This is a genomic window from Candidatus Enterococcus murrayae (assembly GCF_017315985.1).
Classification (GTDB): domain Bacteria; phylum Bacillota; class Bacilli; order Lactobacillales; family Enterococcaceae; genus Enterococcus_A; species Enterococcus_A murrayae.
On sequence record NZ_JAFLVR010000031.1, the window covers coordinates 19,516 to 37,940 of the forward strand.

At 40.3% G+C, this 18,425-nt stretch carries 21 protein-coding genes; 3 read left to right on the forward strand and 18 right to left on the reverse strand.

Going from position 1 to position 18,425, the window contains the following annotated elements:
- Positions 1-49: 49 nt before the first annotated feature.
- From JZO85_RS13575 to crcB, 9 genes are all read right to left on the reverse strand, one after another.
- Positions 50-676 carry a hypothetical protein gene (locus tag JZO85_RS13575; protein WP_242550366.1) on the reverse strand — a complete coding sequence of 209 codons (627 nt, stop codon included), beginning with the start codon at positions 674-676 and terminating at the stop codon, positions 50-52.
- Positions 630-2,693 (reverse strand): BglG family transcription antiterminator, encoded by a 2,064-nt coding sequence (locus tag JZO85_RS13580; RefSeq protein WP_207109088.1) that lies wholly within the window; start codon positions 2,691-2,693, stop codon positions 630-632. The genes JZO85_RS13575 and JZO85_RS13580 overlap by 47 nt, the downstream gene beginning before the upstream one ends.
- Before the next feature lie 29 nt (positions 2,694-2,722).
- Positions 2,723-3,769 carry an NAD(P)-dependent oxidoreductase gene (locus tag JZO85_RS13585; protein WP_207109089.1) on the reverse strand — a complete coding sequence of 349 codons (1,047 nt, stop codon included), beginning with the start codon at positions 3,767-3,769 and terminating at the stop codon, positions 2,723-2,725.
- Between the two features lies 1 nt (position 3,770).
- On the reverse strand, positions 3,771-5,198 hold the full coding sequence (locus tag JZO85_RS13590) for a PTS galactitol transporter subunit IIC (protein ID WP_207109090.1): 1,428 nt from the start codon (positions 5,196-5,198) through the stop codon (positions 3,771-3,773).
- 16 nt (positions 5,199-5,214) lie between these two features.
- On the reverse strand, positions 5,215-5,517 hold the full coding sequence (locus JZO85_RS13595; protein ID WP_207109091.1) for a PTS sugar transporter subunit IIB: 303 nt from the start codon (positions 5,515-5,517) through the stop codon (positions 5,215-5,217).
- Positions 5,518-5,559: 42 nt separating this feature from the next.
- Positions 5,560-6,396: a rhamnulose-1-phosphate aldolase gene (gene rhaD, locus JZO85_RS13600; protein ID WP_207109092.1), complete on the reverse strand. Its 837-nt coding sequence runs from the start codon at positions 6,394-6,396 to the stop codon at positions 5,560-5,562.
- 3 nt (positions 6,397-6,399) lie between these two features.
- The gene (locus JZO85_RS13605) at positions 6,400-6,882 is read right to left on the reverse strand and encodes a PTS sugar transporter subunit IIA (RefSeq protein WP_207109093.1); all 483 of its coding nucleotides are present in this window, start codon (positions 6,880-6,882) and stop codon (positions 6,400-6,402) included.
- Between the two features lie 221 nt (positions 6,883-7,103).
- Positions 7,104-7,457 carry a fluoride efflux transporter FluC gene (locus tag JZO85_RS13610; protein ID WP_207109094.1) on the reverse strand — a complete coding sequence of 118 codons (354 nt, stop codon included), beginning with the start codon at positions 7,455-7,457 and terminating at the stop codon, positions 7,104-7,106.
- On the reverse strand, positions 7,454-7,834 hold the full coding sequence (gene crcB / locus JZO85_RS13615) for a fluoride efflux transporter CrcB (protein WP_207109126.1): 381 nt from the start codon (positions 7,832-7,834) through the stop codon (positions 7,454-7,456). The genes JZO85_RS13610 and crcB overlap by 4 nt, the downstream gene beginning before the upstream one ends.
- 136 nt (positions 7,835-7,970) lie before the next feature.
- Here crcB and JZO85_RS13620 point away from each other — a divergent pair, with 136 nt between their 5' ends.
- Positions 7,971-8,642 carry an HAD family hydrolase gene (locus JZO85_RS13620; protein ID WP_207109095.1) on the forward strand — a complete coding sequence of 224 codons (672 nt, stop codon included), beginning with the start codon at positions 7,971-7,973 and terminating at the stop codon, positions 8,640-8,642.
- Positions 8,643-8,685: 43 nt separating this feature from the next.
- Here JZO85_RS13620 and JZO85_RS13625 read toward each other — a convergent pair whose 3' ends face one another.
- The 4 genes from JZO85_RS13625 to JZO85_RS13640 form a co-directional block, all read right to left on the reverse strand.
- Positions 8,686-9,231 (reverse strand): cysteine hydrolase family protein, encoded by a 546-nt coding sequence (locus tag JZO85_RS13625; RefSeq protein WP_207109096.1) that lies wholly within the window; start codon positions 9,229-9,231, stop codon positions 8,686-8,688.
- A 43-nt stretch (positions 9,232-9,274) separates the two neighbouring features.
- A complete protein-coding gene (locus JZO85_RS13630) occupies positions 9,275-9,967 on the reverse strand; it encodes a 5'-methylthioadenosine/adenosylhomocysteine nucleosidase (RefSeq protein WP_207109097.1) in 693 nt (230 codons plus the stop codon).
- 46 nt (positions 9,968-10,013) lie between these two features.
- Positions 10,014-10,298, reverse strand: a complete 285-nt coding sequence (macP, locus tag JZO85_RS13635; RefSeq protein WP_207109098.1) for a cell wall synthase accessory phosphoprotein MacP — start codon at positions 10,296-10,298, stop codon at positions 10,014-10,016.
- Between the two features lie 89 nt (positions 10,299-10,387).
- Complete coding sequence (locus JZO85_RS13640; RefSeq protein ID WP_207109099.1) at positions 10,388-10,951, reverse strand: NUDIX hydrolase; 564 nt, start codon at positions 10,949-10,951, stop codon at positions 10,388-10,390.
- A gap of 377 nt (positions 10,952-11,328) precedes the next feature.
- Between JZO85_RS13640 and JZO85_RS13645 the strand changes: the two genes are divergently transcribed.
- The gene (locus tag JZO85_RS13645; RefSeq protein WP_207109100.1) at positions 11,329-11,982 is read left to right on the forward strand and encodes a 5-bromo-4-chloroindolyl phosphate hydrolysis family protein; all 654 of its coding nucleotides are present in this window, start codon (positions 11,329-11,331) and stop codon (positions 11,980-11,982) included.
- Positions 11,983-12,055: 73 nt separating this feature from the next.
- Positions 12,056-13,246 carry a toxic anion resistance protein gene (locus JZO85_RS13650; protein ID WP_207109101.1) on the forward strand — a complete coding sequence of 397 codons (1,191 nt, stop codon included), beginning with the start codon at positions 12,056-12,058 and terminating at the stop codon, positions 13,244-13,246.
- Between the two features lie 64 nt (positions 13,247-13,310).
- Here JZO85_RS13650 and JZO85_RS13655 read toward each other — a convergent pair whose 3' ends face one another.
- From JZO85_RS13655 to JZO85_RS13675, 5 genes are all read right to left on the reverse strand, one after another.
- On the reverse strand, positions 13,311-14,174 hold the full coding sequence (locus tag JZO85_RS13655) for a GRP family sugar transporter (protein WP_207109102.1): 864 nt from the start codon (positions 14,172-14,174) through the stop codon (positions 13,311-13,313).
- A gap of 309 nt (positions 14,175-14,483) precedes the next feature.
- Positions 14,484-15,506, reverse strand: coding sequence for a two-component system sensor histidine kinase SapS (gene sapS, locus JZO85_RS13660; protein WP_207109103.1), 1,023 nt, complete (start codon positions 15,504-15,506; stop codon positions 14,484-14,486).
- Between the two features lie 9 nt (positions 15,507-15,515).
- The gene (sapR, locus tag JZO85_RS13665) at positions 15,516-16,187 is read right to left on the reverse strand and encodes a two-component system response regulator SapR (RefSeq protein WP_207109104.1); all 672 of its coding nucleotides are present in this window, start codon (positions 16,185-16,187) and stop codon (positions 15,516-15,518) included.
- A 70-nt stretch (positions 16,188-16,257) separates the two neighbouring features.
- The gene (locus JZO85_RS13670) at positions 16,258-16,611 is read right to left on the reverse strand and encodes an iron-sulfur cluster biosynthesis family protein (protein WP_207109105.1); all 354 of its coding nucleotides are present in this window, start codon (positions 16,609-16,611) and stop codon (positions 16,258-16,260) included.
- 207 nt (positions 16,612-16,818) lie between these two features.
- Positions 16,819-18,309, reverse strand: coding sequence for a phosphohexomutase domain-containing protein (locus JZO85_RS13675; RefSeq protein WP_207109106.1), 1,491 nt, complete (start codon positions 18,307-18,309; stop codon positions 16,819-16,821).
- Positions 18,310-18,425: the final 116 nt, after the last annotated feature.

The window sequence follows — 18,425 nt, forward strand, 5'->3', positions numbered from 1 at the left end:
TCTTCTAATTGTAAATATTTGCTGCAAAATAATACAATCTTGATCATTTTTAGCGGTAAAATTTTTCAAATTGAAGGATGAACGCATTCGCATCACTTTTCTTTTTGAAAAATATTTTTTCTTTTTTTATTTCTGTTTGTAAATTGACATAAAAATGCTGATCGATTCGTTCCAGCTGCAGCTTCTTTATCTTGTTCACGGGCATGAGAAGAAATTGCCCATCGGTTAAGTCAAACAGTAAGAAATGTTGTGTCCCTACGATCTGACCTTTATTCACGACGAACTTTCGCTGCTGTTTGATCTCCTGAATCAGCTTCTTATCTAATTGTTCGACCTCACCAAATTTTTGAACGTCAAAATATTCCTGCAAATCCTGCATAATTTGATTGTCATTTAAACGATGCTTTTTCTTTTTAAGAAAGAAAAAGCCAAAGAAAACTAAACCATATAAACCAACAATGGTTTGAATATCACCTATTTTAAGATTTTTCTCAATTAACCAGCCATTAATGAGATACATCAATAAAATCATGAAGGCACCCTTTAAAAAAAAGTTCAATTGATTGAGTGTTTTATCTAGCGTTACTTTACGCAACAGTATCCCTTGATTTCCCATCGTCTCCTCCTTATTATTTATCAACTTCCAGCTGAAAATAGTTGCAAATGTCTTTTTCATAATTGGCCTGCTTCATCGCGGAAATGAAGCTTGGCGTTTTGGCTAGCTCGTAAAGTTTAGTCACCGCTTTGATATGGCTCTTCTTGTCTCTTGGTGCAATGACAACAATCAAGCTGATCGATATATTATCTGCAAAAGCGATGGGTTGATCCAATTTTAATAAAGACATTCCCACACGATAGACACCATCCTCTGGCCCAGCATGGGGAATAGCCAAATCCGGTGAAATTACAGAATAAGGATATTCTGGATCATAGTGCTCAATGACAGTCTCAATATACTTTGGTGACACGTATCCTTCATTGACCAATGGTTTACCAGCAATCCGGATCGCCTCCTCGACAGATTGGACCCTTGGATAAATTTGAATATGAGAAAGAGGCAATAGTTCCGCCAGTTTAGGATTCTGATTTTGCAAACTGACGCCCTCATTGATTTCTGCTGCAAGCAAGTAATCCTGAATCTCCTGTGTTAATTGCTCTTCATTGATGATTTTCGTATTTTTTCTAATAATTGACAGCAAATTTTGAACCAAATCACGATTTTTTGACAAACCAAATGTCCCGTCAAAATCAATTCGTTTACGCACATCGCTAATCAAATGCATCTTATCTTCATCCGTTAAAAAGTGTGGAATCAAAAAAACTTCTTTTTTAGTATTCACTGGAACTGTTGAAAAGACAACATCAGCCGCAGTGCTTTCTTCTTCATAAAACTCGCGTAATGACAAATTCTGCGTGAACTCAATAGTCGTAAACAACTGCTTCAGTTCTCCCAGTAACAGCTTTGACACAGAAACACCATGCTGACAAACAACGACCGCTTGAATTTTTCGCCGCTTTTGTTTTTCCAGTTCTTCATTAATGAAGCTCAAGAGAATAACCGATAAATAAATCAATTCCCCCTCTGGAAAAATGATCTTCAAATAGTCTTCAATAATACCGATCGATTGATGGACTAAAGGATGGATAAAATCATAGTTCTCAACATTATCTAAAAAAAGCAGCTCATTATCCGGCAAGCCAAATTTTATTCGATAATAGGCCGGAATAATATGCTGGTAGATTGCCTCTTCCAGCTGTTCTTTATTTTTAATATCTGTAATACCTAGAATTTCAAAGCTATTGATGAAGGATTGAATCCGCTGCATCAGTTCTTGATCTTTATAATTTGAACGAATTTTGATCAGGTTGGTGCTCAGTAATTGGATCGAAATGAAGTGGATCTCAATCAAATAGTTTGGACCTTTGAAAAAGGGCTTCAGTGCTTGGCAAATCTTTGAATAAAAATCTTTTTCTACCATTTGAACATAGTTTCCTAATACTCCCGCTGACAATTCATTGCCTTGACCAAATCTCACAGAACACATATAACTGGTCAAATAAAGATCTACTAATTTGAACTCAGTGAATTCTAGACCTAATTCATGCTCCAATGAATGGATTCGATCCTTTATCGCTAATAGAGTATGTGTTTGTATTCCTATTATCGCCAGATAGTGTTCGAGACTGCCTTCTGATTTTTCAACTTCCCGAATAAATTTGATCCCCAAACGGCGAATCTCCATTTCATTTCCTGCCAGGTAAAAACCTCTTTTCCTAGAAAAACGAAGTTCGATCGCTAAAGGCTTCAGGTACTTTTCATTTAGTTTGCGTTTATCACTCAAAATGGTGTTCTTACTGACAAATAGTTTTTCGGCTAAAGTTTGCAAGGTCTCACCTTGATGAAGCAGAATAATCAGATAGAGATAGCATTCGCGCTCTCTATCTGATAAATGGATCGACGGCGAGACCTTCGTCAAATAGCTCTTGATTGCCTTAGCTTCACCTGTCAAGAGAAAAAAAGTACCAGTCTTCTTAATTTTTCCTAATTTTAACTCGGTCAGTTCTTGGTTAACCTTCTTGATTCGGTAATCTAGCTGACCTTTTGTCCAATTAAACTTTTTTTCTAAGGATAGTGAGGTATGACTGTCTTTTGAAAGAAACAATTCCAACAATTGAATCGCCGTAACATCCATTTTTATTCCTCCTCATTCTTGCTAGCTCATTAGATTCGAACGAGCATATCACTCATTCCGCTTTCGAAATAATCATTCAAAACATCACGTAATAAATAAGGGGAACGAGGAATAGCATCAATCGTATCCCCGGCAATATGAGAAGTAATGACTAAATTATCTAAGTCTAGTAATGGATCATCTGACCGAATCGGCTCTTCCCAAACAACATCCGTTGCTGCACCAGCGATCATGTTCATCTGCAACGCTTCTACAAAATCGGCTTTATCAACAATATCTGGTCTAGCCGTATTTACTAAATAAGCAGACGGCTTCATTAAAGAAAGCAGATCAGCGTTGATCATGTTCTTAGTCTCTGGTGTCACCCGAACATGCAGTGACACGATATCTGCTGTTTTGAACAATTCCTCCAGCTCCACAAAGGTTATGCTTAATCCTTCTGCACGAATCGCTTCTTTATTTACAAAAGGATCATAAGCGATCACTTCAACACCTAAGCTATTCAGCCGTTTAACGACCAGCTTTCCGATATACCCCAAACCGACCAACCCAACTTTTAGATTGGCCAACGTTGTCTTGTACGGATCATTGGCAAATTTCTTAGGCCATTTTGCTTCTTTTACCTGTTGATAAGAAAAAGCGATATTTCTCGTCAACGCGTAAAACAATCCTAAAGTAAAATCAGCAACAGGCTCGGCGTTGCGAATAACGTGAATCAATGGGATGTCTTTCTTTTTCAATTCTTGTACTGCGACATGTTCAACACCGCCGCGACAAGTCCCCACTAATTTCAATTGCGTAGCCGCTTCAATCATCGCTTTTGAGACTGGCGCAATATGAACCAATAAATACTCAGCATCGGCTAAATCGGTTAAAATTCCGGCTGGTATCTCCACTGCTTCCGGTCCCTTTTGCTCGATCAACTTGATTTTTTCTTGAAATTGCTCCTTATTTAAATCGGCAAACCACTGGTATTTCACTACTTCTATAGGTTCTTCAATAGTCAAATCTAAAGCAGCTTCAGCTAAAGTCTCCGCCGAAACTAGACCATCTCCAACAACAACGACTTTTGACATTTTATACAGCTGCTCCTTCCTCTGATACAATTCCCGCTTCTTCTTCCAATCTCGCCATATTTTCTAAATAGGTATGAATCGCTTCTTTTTTCACACGAACAAAGAGATATAGCGCAATATAGACCACTACGGACAGTCCAATCCAGAGAGGATTTTGCGTCATAAAGACTAGGAACAATATCCCCATAATATGATTCGTCATTACAGCAAAGCTGCAGATCATCATTGCCCCTTCTGGTAAATTAACACCGACATCAACAGCAACTTGTGTAAAGATCGGCGCAACTGCGGTAATAATGTATAGTCCGCCAGCACACCAAATCGCTCCGCTGATCAATGATTTGAAGATATTCCCATTTGAAATACAGATGACCAGCTCGATCATGTAAGGGATTGCAATTAAATCCACCATTGGCAACGTTTGATTGCCTGGTAAGAAAATAGCTAGCAATAATACAATTGGAATCAACAGCATGCCCGTTAATAAAGTGGCTGTTTCTCCATACCCAGCAGCATCGTTAATCGCCAGATACCAAACACGGTCTTTGCCGCCAGACGTTTTGGCAGTACTTTTCGATGCGTCCGTAATTGCCGTAAAGGCAGAGGCAAAAATTCCGGCAATTTTTGGAAAAATCGCCATGATTGCTGAAGTTGAGATACCAATAACCATGATCTCACCCCAACCAGTCAATGTATTTAAACGCATAAAGTTTCCAGCAAGCCCCAGTGCCAATCCCAAAATAAATCCTAATGAGGTAGGTTCTCCTAAAAAGCCCAGTTTATCTTGTAACGTTTCCGGATTCCAGCGAACCTTATTTGCTCCTAACTTAGTTAATATCCAATCCATCGCCATCGCCAGTGGAACTGAGCAAATATGATGAGGTGCGCTCATTGTACAGCGAGGATACCCATAATATACAGACCATCGCTTAGCAACAATTTCAGTAAATACTAAGCAATACAGATTGGAGAGTACCATCAAACCGATCGATAACCAAAGATTTTTAGTGGAAATATACAGCATCGATCCCCATAGCATAAAGGAATAGTTATTCCACAGATCTGAAGGCATAAAAATATCCGTGAACTTGATAACAAATAAAATGGCCTGCAGCGCCAAACCTAACGCTAAGAAAATCATTCCAACTTGGGTCGAATAGGCTACGACACTCGTTGCCTGCCAACCTGTGTCAAGAATTCGCAGATTGACACCCGTTTCTTCTACCATTCGATTGATTGCTGGTGTGACAATTGGTGTATAGGCACCAATAATCATGTTAAATCCGGTCAGCCCGATCCCCGCATTCAAAGCGGCATTAAAGGCTTTTTTCGGTTTTACCTTCATTAATAGCGCAATAAAGAAAATAATTACCGGTACCACGATTGCTGCGCCAAAGGCATCCATAATCTTCGATAAAACATCTAACATTTCATTTCTCCTCTCTTTAATTTACTAATTTTTGCGAAGTCTCAAGCAGCTCTTCAAAGAATTCATCTTCTCCCATTCCAGACAGTAACCCTACTGCATTGATAGTTGGTAACTCGTATTTGCCTTTCAATGGGCTTGTATGAACGATCAAATCCCAAGCGCCACTAGCTAATTGTTCCTCCACACCTCCCGGATTCACTTCAACCGTTTTTGCTTTGATTCCATGATCATCTAAAAAATCTTTTACCTTTCCAGCTACCATTGAACTTGTTACCGTACCTGACCCACATACTGAAATTACATTTAATCGTTTAGACATTAAAATCATCCTCCTGCACTCTTTTTTCTCTTTTTTATTTCTTTATCGACTTCGTTCTTCCAAAATACCAGCTTTAGGTGTGACGCCAAAGCGCTCAGCTAAATCCCATAATTGATCACTTGTAATTCTCTGCTTAAAGCCGCCTGGTACCTGTGCCACACGCATGTAGATATCGGCTGCTTTTTCAACGGTTTCAACAAGTCCAAAAGCATCATCCATCGATTGACCCGCTCCCATGATGCCATGATGCGGCCAAATCACTACACGTGAATCATGCATTTTTTCAGCGGATGCAAGGCCCAGTTCAACCGTTCCTGCTACCATCCAAGGCAGAACTGAAACGCCATCCGGGAAAACAACTAAACATTCCGTAATCATTTCCCATAAGGATCGAGTAAATTTCTTTTCATCCAGATCATGGATAAAGGTCATCGCTGAGATCGCAATCGAATGGCAGTGTAAAATCACACGATGATCCGGATCCTGAGCCAAACGAACGGCATGGCATTTCAAGTGCGAAGCTAATTCACTAGTTGGCACCCCCCCATCTTCCAGTCCCCATAAAACGTTGAAGCTTTTTCCATCATCCGAAATTTTAACGATGGCCAAATTTTTCGCTGGATTCTTACAAATATTTTTGAAGTAGCTGCCTGAAGCGGAAACTAAGAAAATTTTTCCGGCTAATTCTTTGACCTCAAAATCTAATTCCTGTTCTTTGATCACATGATTTAGATCCAGATAAAAGCGAACTTCGGATTCGTCTAGCATATAGCTGATGTTTCCTCCATTGCGTTCATCCCAACCATTGCGCCACAGATTTTTCGTTACTTCGCACATTTCCTGAATAAAAGGTGCTTCATAAATATCGTGAATTCTCATTTCTCACTTCTCCCTTTCTGCTTTAAAAAATTGCGTTACCAGTGTTAAAATTTCCTTTTTATCAACCTCTTTTTCCAATCGCAGCATTACCGTTTCATCCATAAACATCGCCATCAGCTTTTGTAATAACTGTAACTGATCCTCACCTTTATCAAAGCCTAGAAAAAAAGCGTACTTTGCTGAAACAAACTCATCGGTCGTCCCCATTTGTCCAAACGTTACTGGATTTGCCAATTTAATGATGTAGATAAAAGGCTGCTTGATATGACTAGGATCCGTATGAGGGATCGCTACGGCAAGTGAAGGTGTCTGCAAGCCTGTCGGGTATTCTCGCTCCCGTTCCTTCAAAGCCTTTTGATAGGTTGTTTCAATAAATCCCAGCTCTGCTAATCTGTTCGCAGCATAATCAACCAACGTGTCCAGCGCACTTTCGCCATCATAAACGTCAATCAATTCCGGGTAAAACATCTTATCAGTAATGATCATTCGCTATCCTCCTTTCTTAATTACATCGTAAGTTTAGCATCCACAAAATTTTTTAGTATGCGCTTTCATCACAAAAAAACTTATGCTCGAAAAAAAAACTGTGATGTTCTTGCCAATCACAGTGGAGATGCTTTATGAACAAATGAAAGTCAGTTAGGAGGAACTGTTAAATGCTTATTCAATCAAACAAAAAAGAGCAGCAGGATTTCTGCCACTCATTTTCACACGGTTGATCCAATCACGATACCAATAAAACTCAGCAGCAGACCGATACCATAGGAGCCAAACAGATAACGGTAAAACATTGGCCGATCATTTTTCCATAAAACAAATAATTCAAAATTATAGGTGGAAAAGGTAGTATACCCGCCCATGATTCCTGTTCCTAAAAATAAATACACCGGATCAGAAAGATGCAGACCAAAGAAAACACCTAATAGAAAGCTTCCCGTCAAATTAATGAAGAAGGTGGCTCTTGGCAGCCGCTTCGTCTGTCGTTCAAAATAATTGTTCAAGGTAAAACGCAGCATCGCGCCGATTGCTGCTCCGCTGCCCACTAATAAAGACTCGATCATTCCCCTACCGCCCTTCTGTGGTAGAGTGCTTCACCAAGCACCGTCATAGCAAATCCGCCGACAATTGATAGCAATAAATATAAAAAGGCTAGCCCAATTTCTCCTGCTTGAACCAATTTCATCGTATCTAAAGCAAAAGAAGAAAATGTGGTCAATGCTCCACAGAAGCCCACTCCCAATCCTAAAACGAGCCGAGCAGAAATATCAATATCAGTCAAAATGTGTTTAACGATCCAGCTAAAAAGAAAACAGCCTAATACATTCGCCACCAGCGTTCCAAGGGGAAAATCTCCTACTGCAGGGAGACATATCCCCAACCAATAGCGTGCTGTTCCGCCGACAAAAGCAAAAAGTGCAATCACTAAATAGTCCAACATGCTTTTCATCTCCATTTATTCATTCCTTATTACTATAAAGTGATTGATTTGAAGTTGCAAATAATCCCATCTTTTTCATCAACCATTTTCAAAACATGCTAAACTAAGACTATCTTGAAAAAAGCGAGGGCTATGTATGAAGGGTATCATTTTTGACTTTAATGGGACAATGTTTATGGATTCTGATCTCCATGAAGCTGCTTGGCTATATCTGATCCAAAACTATTCAAATAAGGAAATGACAAAAGAAGACATTCTAAAAAATATTCATGGAAAAACCAATGATGTGATCCTGCGTCATTTTATTTCACAGGATTTAAGTGAGGAAGAAATACAGAAATTATCTGATGAGAAAGAGGCCTATTACCGGGATTCCGTCTTAGCCAGTTCGGCTCACAAAGAATTTACGAAGGGCTTACTCGAAGTATTGGATTATTTAAAAAGAGAAAAAATCCCTATGACGATCGCTTCTGCATCGCCAAAGATCAATATGGATTTCTATTTTGATTATCTAAACTTAGGTAAGTGGTTCGACTACAAAAAAATGGTCTATCATACAGGAAGTTTTCCCGGCAAACCTGCTCCAGACATTTTCTTGATCGCAGCCGAAAAAATCGGTGTTGATCCGCAAAATTGTTTAGTGATCGAGGATTCCTATTCAGGATTGCAAGCGGCCCACAATGCCCAGATCGGAACAATCGTAGCAATCGATCCAGAGGGGAAAAATCGTGCTGTTTTTGCTGCTGAAGGTTTAGCTCCAGATGGTATCATTGAGGATTTCTCCACCTTTATTCCAGATTACTTATAACAAAAAGCCGCCATGAACATTTAGCGTTCGTGGCGGCCTTCATTTAAATAAGCTTTGCACCTAACGTATTCTTGAAGTGATTCAATGCCCAAGTATGACCCGTCGCATCAAAACTTGCGACGGCTTTTTCAGGTATCACTAATTGATAGCCTAAATTGTAGGCATCCACTGCTGTATGCAGCACACAAATATCTGTACAAACACCCGTCAAACAAAGCTCGGTAATACCGCGCTCCCGCAAGCGAATATCCAAGTCTGTTCCACTGAAGGCTGAATAGTGACGCTTATCGATCCAATAAACATTTTTTTCTGCTTGATTGGTTTGATAGAAATCTGCTAGTGATCCATACAAATCACGTCCGCTAGTGCCAATCACATTATGCGGCGGGAAAAGTTTATTTTCCGGGTGGTATTGATCACTCGGATCATGCCCATCAATAGAGAAGACGATAAAGTCTCCTTGCTGAAAGTATTCTTCTGTTATAGAGACCAGATCTTGTTCAATCGCTTGGCCAGCCTCACCAGTCGTCAAATTTCCGTCAGTTGCAACAAAATCATTGGTGTAATCAATTGAAAGTAACGCTCGCATGCAAGTTCCTCCTCCTGTTAAAAATCCCTCAAGCTGCACATTCCTATTTTAAATGGTTTACAAACTCCATGACAAGTTGAGCAGACAATGTACCTGTACGATTTACAAATTCTTCGTGTGTTTCAGTAGCTTCGCTGTCGGCAGTATCGCTAATGGCGCGCACGATTAAAAATGGAATACCAAATTGTGCGGCGGTATGCCCAATCGCAGCCCCTTCCATTTCAACGGCTAAGGCATCAGGGAACGAGGTTTTAATCTCACTAATTTTGACTGGACTGCTGACAAACGTGTCGCCGGAAACAATCAATCCAACATGAGCAGATTGTCCCATCTTTTTGCTGGCTTCCAGCATTTCACCCTTCAGATAGGTGGAGCCATCATAATAAAGCGGCATTCCAGGAACTTGTCCAATCTTATAACCAAATGTCGTTGCATCCACATCAAAATAGGCTACTTTATCCGCAATGACTAAATCGCCGATCGCCAAACCTTCGCCGATTCCGCCAGCGGTCCCGGTATTGATCACCATGTTGACCTTATATTGCTGGATCAAAACAGAAGTGGTAATTGAAGCCAAAACTTTACCAATCCCTGATTGCACGACAATCACTTCATGATTGCCTAATCCGCCCGAGATAAACAATGCACCTGACTGCTCCCAAGATAAAGGATGATCTAAACTTTCTCTTAATGCTCTTACCTCTGGTTCCATTGCACCGATAATACCGATTTTCATAACGATTCCCCTATTTCTTATTAATTTTTTTCGTTTAATTCACAGGCTAAATAAAGAATACAGCCAACATTACTACGATCAAAAGCAGTAAAACAAAAATAATCGCCTTATTCAAAAAGCTGCTGCGCTCTTTTTGCTTCACTCGCTCGCTGCTGCGAGACTTTGTGACAGGCTTGTTCTTTTTCAATTCCTTACGATAGACTGTACTGATCTCTTTTTCTCTTTTTTCATAGGCTCGCTCAGCAGCTTTACGTTGTTCCTCTGCTACACGCTCCTGCTCTTCTTTTCGCTTCCTTAATTCGCTGCGCGTCACCAGGGGTGATTGGCTCATGCGTGATCCTCTCCTTAATCATACTAAATGGGTTCCGTTTTCCTAGGAAATGAATTTGATTTTATACCGTGTCGGCTAATCCTCTAAATCTATTGCTTATACTGTAGCAATTCCCAATAATTAACGGCAAAAATTGTCTTAGCATCACAGATCAATCCATCTTGGATCGCTTGCTTCGCTTCAGCCATCGTCAATTCGTAAAGCTCTAAAACTTCATCCTCATCTTGTGGTCGCGGATTCTCAACTTTGACCAAATCAGTCGCAGCGTAGATGTATAATTTCTCATTGGAAAATCCTGGTGATAGATACATTTCATTTATGTAGGTTAATTCTTCGGTACGATATCCCGTCTCTTCTTCTAATTCCCGCATCGCTGTTTTTTCTGGATGCTGTCCTTCACCAGGATCAATTTTTCCTGCGGGAATCTCCAATACGACTTTTTCCAAGGGCTTGCGAAATTGCTTGACCATGATCATTTTATGTTCTTTTGTAATAGGAATGATTCCTACACCGCCATGATGGAAAACTAATTCGCGTTTTGCGGTTCCGCCCATCGGTAAAGCGACATCATCTAAATAAACATCAATGATCTTTCCCTTAAATATTTCCTTGCGTTCTATGGTCTTCTCTTCAAAATCTTTATACTCTAACATTGAGACACCTGTCTTTCTTTTCCATACTTAAAGAATTCAACTTTCACTGCGCAGACTATCCACCTAGTTTTGCTAAAGCAAGTGAGCGCCAGTTTCATAAAATAAACCGTTTAAAACAACTTCTCTTATCGCCGCTGACATCCGTTTTCCGCTAGTTGAACAAAGTCCAAAGAGGAATACACACTGGCAAATAGCTCAGCCTAGATGGTTCTGCCTTATTGTATCACAGAAAATTCTTATGTTTTTTCTAAATCTGAAAAATCCATCTTTAGTCCGATACTATTTCTATAGAAATTCATGCTATGATGAGCGTGTAAAGAAATCAAGTAATTTGAATAAATAATGTGAAGGGTTATTACTAGACTAGGAGGATTATTATGCGAAGGAAAATATTCCCTATCATCATCGCTGCAATTGGCATTCTCTCCTTTTTTGAGGGAGACTTTGGCGACTATATCATCTTTTTAATGTTGGTTGTTGGCTTTTGGCTGATTTATCGTGGATTTAAGGGTAGAAAAGTTCGGCCGCAAAAAGAAGAATTGCCATTTCTTACGAAAGAAAAGGAAGCTTACTATAAAAAACTGGGTATGAGTGAACGCGAGATCGAATTGTTCCGTGAAACAATGAATCTATCGAAACAACAAGTGTTGCGTCTGCAGCAAAATATCCAAAAAAATGCCAAGCTGAAAGCGATCGATTTGCGTCATGATACGTTGAAGGCTGCCAAAGCGTTATTCAAGGAATTAGTAAAGGATCCAAAACGTTTACCTGAGGCTAGTCAATTTCTTTATACACACTTGCCGAATATCGTCGATTTGACTGATAATTATGTCGAAATCAACGGACATGAGGTCAAGTCAAAAGAAGTTTATGGTAAACTAGAAGAAAGCGCACAGATCATTGATCAAATGGCTGATTTAATCGTGAAAGACTATCAACAATTCGTCTCTGAAGATTTAGAAGATATGGATGTTGAGATCTCGATCGCGAAAAAAAATCTAGATCACGATCCTGATTTGTCCACAAAATAAACAAAAAAAATAGCTAATCATTAACAAAAAAATCTAGCTTAAGCTAGATTTTTTTCGAACAGGAGGACACACAATGGAACCAGAAAATAAACCAGAGACCAAACCGGTCGATAGTACTTTAGACGACCTGCTTAGCAACCCTTTTGGCACCGATTCGTTAACCCCGGTCCAGCAACAAGAAATCTCCCACCTGCAGTCGCAGGAACAAGCGGACCGCTTAGTGGATAAACTACCTGAAGAACGCCAAGCACAAGCACGCGAGCTTGCCAAAAAAATCGATGTCAATGACTCACAGGCTGTAATCAGCTATGGCTCAACAGCCCAAACAAAATTAAGTGAATTTTCACAATCAATGCTGAGTACCGTATCTTCACAGGATATTGGCCCTATTGGTGATTCTTTGAACCAATTGATGTATCGCTTAAACGAAGCCAATCCTGACGAACTACGTGTCGGCGAAGGCAATATTTTCCAAAAAATGTTTGGTAAAGTAAAACAATCGATTTATGAGATCACTACCAAATATCAAAAAATCGGTGCACAAATCGATAAAATCGCGACAAAATTGAACGTCGAAAAGGACGGTTTACTACGCGACAATCAAATGCTCGAGACTCTTTACAACAAAAACAAGGATTACTTTGATGCATTGAACATCTATATCGCTGCAGCGGAATTGAAGATCGAAGAAATGAAGCTTACAACAATTCCTGCCGCAACAGAAAAAGCGCAAGCTTCCGGTGATCAGATGGACGTTCAAGTCGTTAATGACTACACGCAATTCCTAGATCGTTTAGACAAACGAACATACGATTTGAAATTAGCGCGTCAAATTACGATCCAGCAAGCACCGCAAATTCGCTTGATTCAAAACACCAACCAAGCATTGGCTGAGAAGATTCAAGCATCGATCAATACGGCGATTCCTTTATGGAAAAACCAAGTAGCGATCGCCTTGACATTATTACGTCAAAAGGATGCTGCTACGGCGCAGCGTCAAGTATCTGAAACAACGAATGACCTATTGAAGAAAAATTCAGAAATGCTGAAGATTTCAACGATCGAAACGGCCAAAGAAAACGAACGCGGAATCGTCGATCTAGATACGCTGCAGCAAACACAAAACGATCTAGTAGAAACTTTGGAAGAAACTCTACGGATTCAAAAAGAAGGTCGCGAACGACGTCATGTTGCCGAGATCGAGATCGGAAACATGGAAAACGACTTAAAACAAAAATTAATGGAATTAAATTCCGAACAATAAAAAATAAGCCTGGCCCTTTGAACCGTTCCCCTATTGAAGGTTGGTTCAAAGGCAGGCTTATTTTTTATGCCTTCATATATCCTAACACGACGCCGCCGACAATAATCAGCAGACAGCCGATAATGACATAGTACATCTCTTTTTTGGTTTTGCGTTCGCCCAAAAGGAAAATCCCACCTAAAGTTGAGATGATAATTCCCATTTGTGATAATGAGAAACCAATCGCTAAACCGATATTCTGCACGCTTAGCAGCATGCAAACATTTCCGATCCCCCACAATAAACCAGAAGCCATATTACGCCATACATAGCGATCGACCTTCGTCTTGCGAAAAGCAAAGAATCCAGCACCAACAAGCATACCGACACTTTGCGGCAAGATGATTGCTAATGGGTCAAGACCTGCCCACGTAATAATAACCGTGTAAACACCATAGCCCAGCGTTGAAATAATCAAAGCACGAAAGCCTTTGCCGAAATTTAACATGCTGCTATCTGTTTGAACACCGCTCTCATCATCTTTACGTGCTGTTAAATACGCACCAAGGACAAGCAGCGCTAATGCGATAAAGCCGAAAACAAAATCTTTCGTTTTTGTCCATTCATGGAAGAACACTGCACCGGCGACGGTATTCAAAATTAATTGAAAGCCGGTTGAGATCGGCAACCCGACCGAAACACCCATAAATTTCATCCCATGAAACTGACCGTTCTGACCAATTGACCAAAAGAATCCTGACAAGAAACCAATTAACACTATCCAGCTGCTCATTGCAGGCTGAACAATAATATAGGTCGCGATCGCAAAAACGAAAGCCCCCATCGTCATTCCCAAGGTTTGCTGGTTGGCGTCGCCGCCCAACTTCCCGCTCACCAAAGCAATACTTCCCCATGCTACCATCGGTATTAGGGCGATCAAAATACTCATATACTTACTCCCTTTTTATAAAAGCAGAACAGACTCGTTCAGCTTTGCCAGTTCCACTTCACGCTTTAGCGTGATTAGTGGAATGGTATGCGTGACGAGGACCAAATTCATTTTTCGCGTTTTTCGAAAAATGATTTCCTAAATAGGAATTAGCTTGAGCAATAACTCCAAAATCTTGAGAAATCGCTCCTCAGATTTACCAAGATTTTTGCTTATTGCCGAAAAAGCTAGTCTGTACAGCCAGTTAATTTTTCACAACTGGAACAGTTTAGCGAAAAAAGGGGAATTTGGCAATTAAAAACTAAAAAATCACCGCTCTTCATGATAATAATCTAATCGAGGGAAAAACAGCGTCATCATTGTTCCTCCATTCATGGTTGATTTTGCGGTTAAAACGACCCCTAGTTTTTCTGCCAATTTCTTAGCTAAATAGAGGCCTAAGCCAGTGGAATGCTGCTGCGCTTTTCGCCCATTTTCACCAGTAAAGCCCTTATCAAAAATTCGGCCCAGGTCCTCCGGCGGGATACCAACGCCGTTATCCTCCAAAATCAATGAGCTGCCCGCACTTTTTGTTTCGATCGTAATAGTGATCCTACCATTATCCGGCGTATACTTGATTGCATTACTCAATAATTGTCGGAAGATAAATTCGATCCATTTCGCATCCGTCAGAACCTTCGCGTCATTTTCTGTTAACGTCAGTTGCAGATTTTTCTGGATAAAGTAATTTGCTTGGCTGCGAATGATTGGCTGGATAATTTTCTTCAATGAATACTCTTGAATCAAATAATCATTCACGAATTCATCCGAACGAGAATAATAAAGTATCTGTTCCACGTATTCGTCGATTTGCTGAATTTCATTTTGCAGCAGGACAAACTTCTCATCAGGAATATCAAATTCAATCGCGTTTAAAATCAAATCAACTGCTGCCAGCGGCACCTTTATCTCATGAATCCAAGAATCCATATAATCTTTTTGATCCTTTTGACTATTTAATAGCTGCTCCAGCATCAAGTGATGTTCTCGTACCTGCTGATTCACATATTCCTGAATCATCCACTCTTCACTGTTCGTCGCTGACTCAACAAAATGCTGCAAATGAGAATCCTCTTGTTTATCGAATTCCTTATACCACTTTTTTCGCCGATAATAATCGATCGTAAAAAAGAGAAACACTAAAAATAATTGCAGAACCAATAGGTAGCTCAGATTGTCCCAGAAGTTATGCATTTCAGGTGTCAGCCAAACCATAAAAATCAGCAATAGACTTAAAACGGCCCACCCTAATAAAACAAGCAGGCGATCCTTTAAATACTTGATAAATGTCATAGCGGCTCCTTATGGGACAATGTATCCTTGTCCGACCTTCGTTTGAATGTAATCATCAATTCCAGCTTGTTCGATCTTCCGACGCAGACGATTGATATTAACGGTCAGTGTATTGTCATCAACAAAGCGTTCATCATCCCATAAAGCCCGCAACAATTTATCTCGACTTAATATTTTTCCATGCTGCTTCATTAGAATAAAGAGCAGACGGTATTCATTTTTACTAAGATCGACAACTTCATCCTGAATAGTCATACTGCTGTTGTCAATATTCAAGGTGATGCCATTGTGCTCTAATTCCTCACCGCTTTCAGCATAGTTATAAGAGCGGCGCAACAGTGCATTGATCTTTGCAACTAAAATATCCACTTGAAACGGCTTGGTAATATAATCGTCTGCTCCCATGTTCATCGCCATGATTTGATCCATGTTCGTATTCCGGGAAGAAATAAAAATAATCGGAACCTTAGAGACTTCACGAATTTTTTGACACCAATAGTACCCATCGTAAACCGGCAAATTAATATCCAATAACACCAGCTGTGGAGTGATCTGCTCAAATTCCTCAAACACGCTGTTGAAGTCCGTTGTTTGATAAACATCAAATCTCCATTTGGTTAGTTCCTCACCGATCAATTGGCGAATCACCGCTTCATCTTCCACGATCATGATTTTTGCCATTCTATTCCCCCGCTTTCTGTTTCCATCATATCAAAGAACAGAAAAAAAATGAAAGACGATCCTTTTTAAATTAATTTTTCGTAAAATCAATAAAACCTAAATTATCATCGATCATTCCGCCTTCGCCTGATAAACTAAACGTACTCAAACGCGGATTAAACTTGATTGTCATCTCTTCCTGCAGGTCTTCCTTTGAATATCCTTTGATCCAAAAATCACCGATCTCTGATTGAATTTTTTCATCATACGTACTCTTTTCCATTTCCGCCGAAATGATATTGATAGAAAATTGCGTCTGCATATGAATCATCGCATGCTGCGAATACGGTCCTACACCATCTTCAAAAGTTAATAGTAAAATTTTGTCCGCATTTAAGTGTGCAGAAATTTTTTCTTTGGCTGTATCATCAAGTGTAATGTGCATAATTCTCTCTCCTATTCTGGAATCTTTAGTCTTATCTTTTAGTCGCATTCAGTCGCTAGGCTGTCACCTCGCGAAAAGTTGAACTCGCAGCTAACTCCTTTGCGATGAATACATTTTTCTAATCACGCCAAAGCGGGAAGAAAAACTGGCAAAGCCCCTTCATCTGACTCTAATCATCAGACGAAGGGGCCTTTTTTGCAAGTAATCTTACTTATTCAATTGTTGATCCAGCTTCGTTAAATCAAGCTGTGTGTCTTGTGCTAAAATTTCACGAAAGATCGGTAATTGCTTTTGAATTTGATCGGCTTGATCATTCTCCACCTGCATTACCAGTAATGGTTCATGCAGACTCAAGCGTAATAGCATCCAACCTTTTCCAAACGGCTCAGTGACAGAAAAGCGTACGCCCTCCTGGTTTTCAGAATTTTCCGCAAAGCCTGCTTGCTTTGGCAGCTCCGCACGGAATTTCTCGATCATCCGTTGGCCAGCTTCTTTATAATCCTCGCCGCTGATCGTGTAACGAATCTCCAAGGTTTCCACCGGCTGTTCCAGCTCAGCCATCAAATCGGTCAACTCACGATTTTCTTCTTGTAATTTCGGCAGAAGCATCAGTACCTTCGCAATCACATATGCACCATCATCTAAGAAATAGTTCTCTTTAAAAGCTGCGTGAGAGCTGGTCTCAATCGCTAGCTGACAATCAATGCCGTTTTCATTTAGCTCAATCGCTTTATTGATAACATTCCGATAGCCGGAGATGTAACGATATTGCTTGCCGCCTTTTTCTTCAATAAAGTTTTTCAAATGATCGGAGGTCGGTGAGTTGGTCACGATCGTACTGCCCGGATGTTCCTGTAGGACGATTGCGGATAAAACAGCGATCAAATTATTGCGATTGATCATTTGTCCATCTTTTGAAACAATCGCTGAACGATCGACATCCGTATCAAAAATCACACCGAGATCGGCTTGATTAGCCAGCACAGCCTGTTTGATACTCGCCATCGCTTCTTTATTATCAGGATTCGGAATATGATTAGGAAAATGGCCGTCAGGTTCTAAAAACTGTGAGCCGTTTGTATCAGCACCAAGGACAGCCAGTACTTTATCAGCAAAATAGCCTCCAGCACCGTTCCCAGCATCCACAACGATTTTTAGGCCCTTCAATGGTTGTTCACTGCCGCTCTGTTGGATTTTTTCAACAAGATCCGCCGCGTAACGAGACAGCAGATCCGCTTTCTTAACACTTCCAACCGCTGTTTCACCTGCGTCTGTATGGGTCAAAATGTATGCGATATCACTTTTCTCCGCACCGCCGGTTTGACTGAAAATCTTGATGCCGTTGAAATAGAATGGCAAATGGCTAGCCGTCAGCATGATTCCGGCATCGCAGGCGAATTCCTCAAATTGAGTTGCCATAAATAAAGCAGGTGTTGTTGCTAGCCCAAAATCCAAGACCTCACAACCAGCCGCTTCAAAAACTGTGATCATCGCACCCTTTAACTCTGGTCCAGTTAAACGACTGTCATGCCCGATCCCAATTTTAAATGGCCGTTTTACCCCTTTATCTGCCAGCCAATTAAGAATGCCCTTCGCAATCAGCTGTGCTTCCTCAGTACCTAAGTTTTTTACTTTATCCTCAGCGTTGATAGCGATTCCACGAATATCTGAACCATTTTGCAATTTTGTTAACTCCATTGACGAAATCCTCCTCATTCATATTCTTATGCTGTATCCCCTCCAACCAAAATAGCTGTATAGCATAAAGTTGAAGCGGTACCCTTTGATCCTACTTTTAGTTCATTATACCAAAA

Bases quoted from the DNA above. Each gene is read 5' to 3' on its own strand.
- JZO85_RS13575 (WP_242550366.1), bottom strand. From the start codon at position 676: ATGAAAAAGACATTTGCAACTATTTTCAGCTGGAAGTTGATAAATAAT.
- JZO85_RS13580 (WP_207109088.1), bottom strand. From the start codon at position 2,693: ATGGATGTTACGGCGATTCAATTGTTGGAATTGTTTCTTTCAAAAGAC.
- JZO85_RS13585 (WP_207109089.1), bottom strand. From the start codon at position 3,769: ATGTCAAAAGTCGTTGTTGTTGGAGATGGTCTAGTTTCGGCGGAGACT.
- JZO85_RS13590 (WP_207109090.1), bottom strand. From the start codon at position 5,198: ATGTTAGATGTTTTATCGAAGATTATGGATGCCTTTGGCGCAGCAATC.
- JZO85_RS13595 (WP_207109091.1), bottom strand. From the start codon at position 5,517: ATGTCTAAACGATTAAATGTAATTTCAGTATGTGGGTCAGGTACGGTA.
- rhaD (WP_207109092.1), bottom strand. From the start codon at position 6,396: ATGAGAATTCACGATATTTATGAAGCACCTTTTATTCAGGAAATGTGC.
- JZO85_RS13605 (WP_207109093.1), bottom strand. From the start codon at position 6,882: ATGATCATTACTGATAAGATGTTTTACCCGGAATTGATTGACGTTTAT.
- JZO85_RS13610 (WP_207109094.1), bottom strand. From the start codon at position 7,457: ATGATCGAGTCTTTATTAGTGGGCAGCGGAGCAGCAATCGGCGCGATG.
- crcB (WP_207109126.1), bottom strand. From the start codon at position 7,834: ATGTTGGACTATTTAGTGATTGCACTTTTTGCTTTTGTCGGCGGAACA.
- JZO85_RS13620 (WP_207109095.1), top strand. From the start codon at position 7,971: ATGAAGGGTATCATTTTTGACTTTAATGGGACAATGTTTATGGATTCT.
- JZO85_RS13625 (WP_207109096.1), bottom strand. From the start codon at position 9,231: ATGCGAGCGTTACTTTCAATTGATTACACCAATGATTTTGTTGCAACT.
- JZO85_RS13630 (WP_207109097.1), bottom strand. From the start codon at position 9,967: ATGAAAATCGGTATTATCGGTGCAATGGAACCAGAGGTAAGAGCATTA.
- macP (WP_207109098.1), bottom strand. From the start codon at position 10,298: ATGAGCCAATCACCCCTGGTGACGCGCAGCGAATTAAGGAAGCGAAAA.
- JZO85_RS13640 (WP_207109099.1), bottom strand. From the start codon at position 10,951: ATGTTAGAGTATAAAGATTTTGAAGAGAAGACCATAGAACGCAAGGAA.
- JZO85_RS13645 (WP_207109100.1), top strand. From the start codon at position 11,329: ATGCGAAGGAAAATATTCCCTATCATCATCGCTGCAATTGGCATTCTC.
- JZO85_RS13650 (WP_207109101.1), top strand. From the start codon at position 12,056: ATGGAACCAGAAAATAAACCAGAGACCAAACCGGTCGATAGTACTTTA.
- JZO85_RS13655 (WP_207109102.1), bottom strand. From the start codon at position 14,174: ATGAGTATTTTGATCGCCCTAATACCGATGGTAGCATGGGGAAGTATT.
- sapS (WP_207109103.1), bottom strand. From the start codon at position 15,506: ATGACATTTATCAAGTATTTAAAGGATCGCCTGCTTGTTTTATTAGGG.
- sapR (WP_207109104.1), bottom strand. From the start codon at position 16,187: ATGGCAAAAATCATGATCGTGGAAGATGAAGCGGTGATTCGCCAATTG.
- JZO85_RS13670 (WP_207109105.1), bottom strand. From the start codon at position 16,611: ATGCACATTACACTTGATGATACAGCCAAAGAAAAAATTTCTGCACAC.
- JZO85_RS13675 (WP_207109106.1), bottom strand. From the start codon at position 18,309: ATGGAGTTAACAAAATTGCAAAATGGTTCAGATATTCGTGGAATCGCT.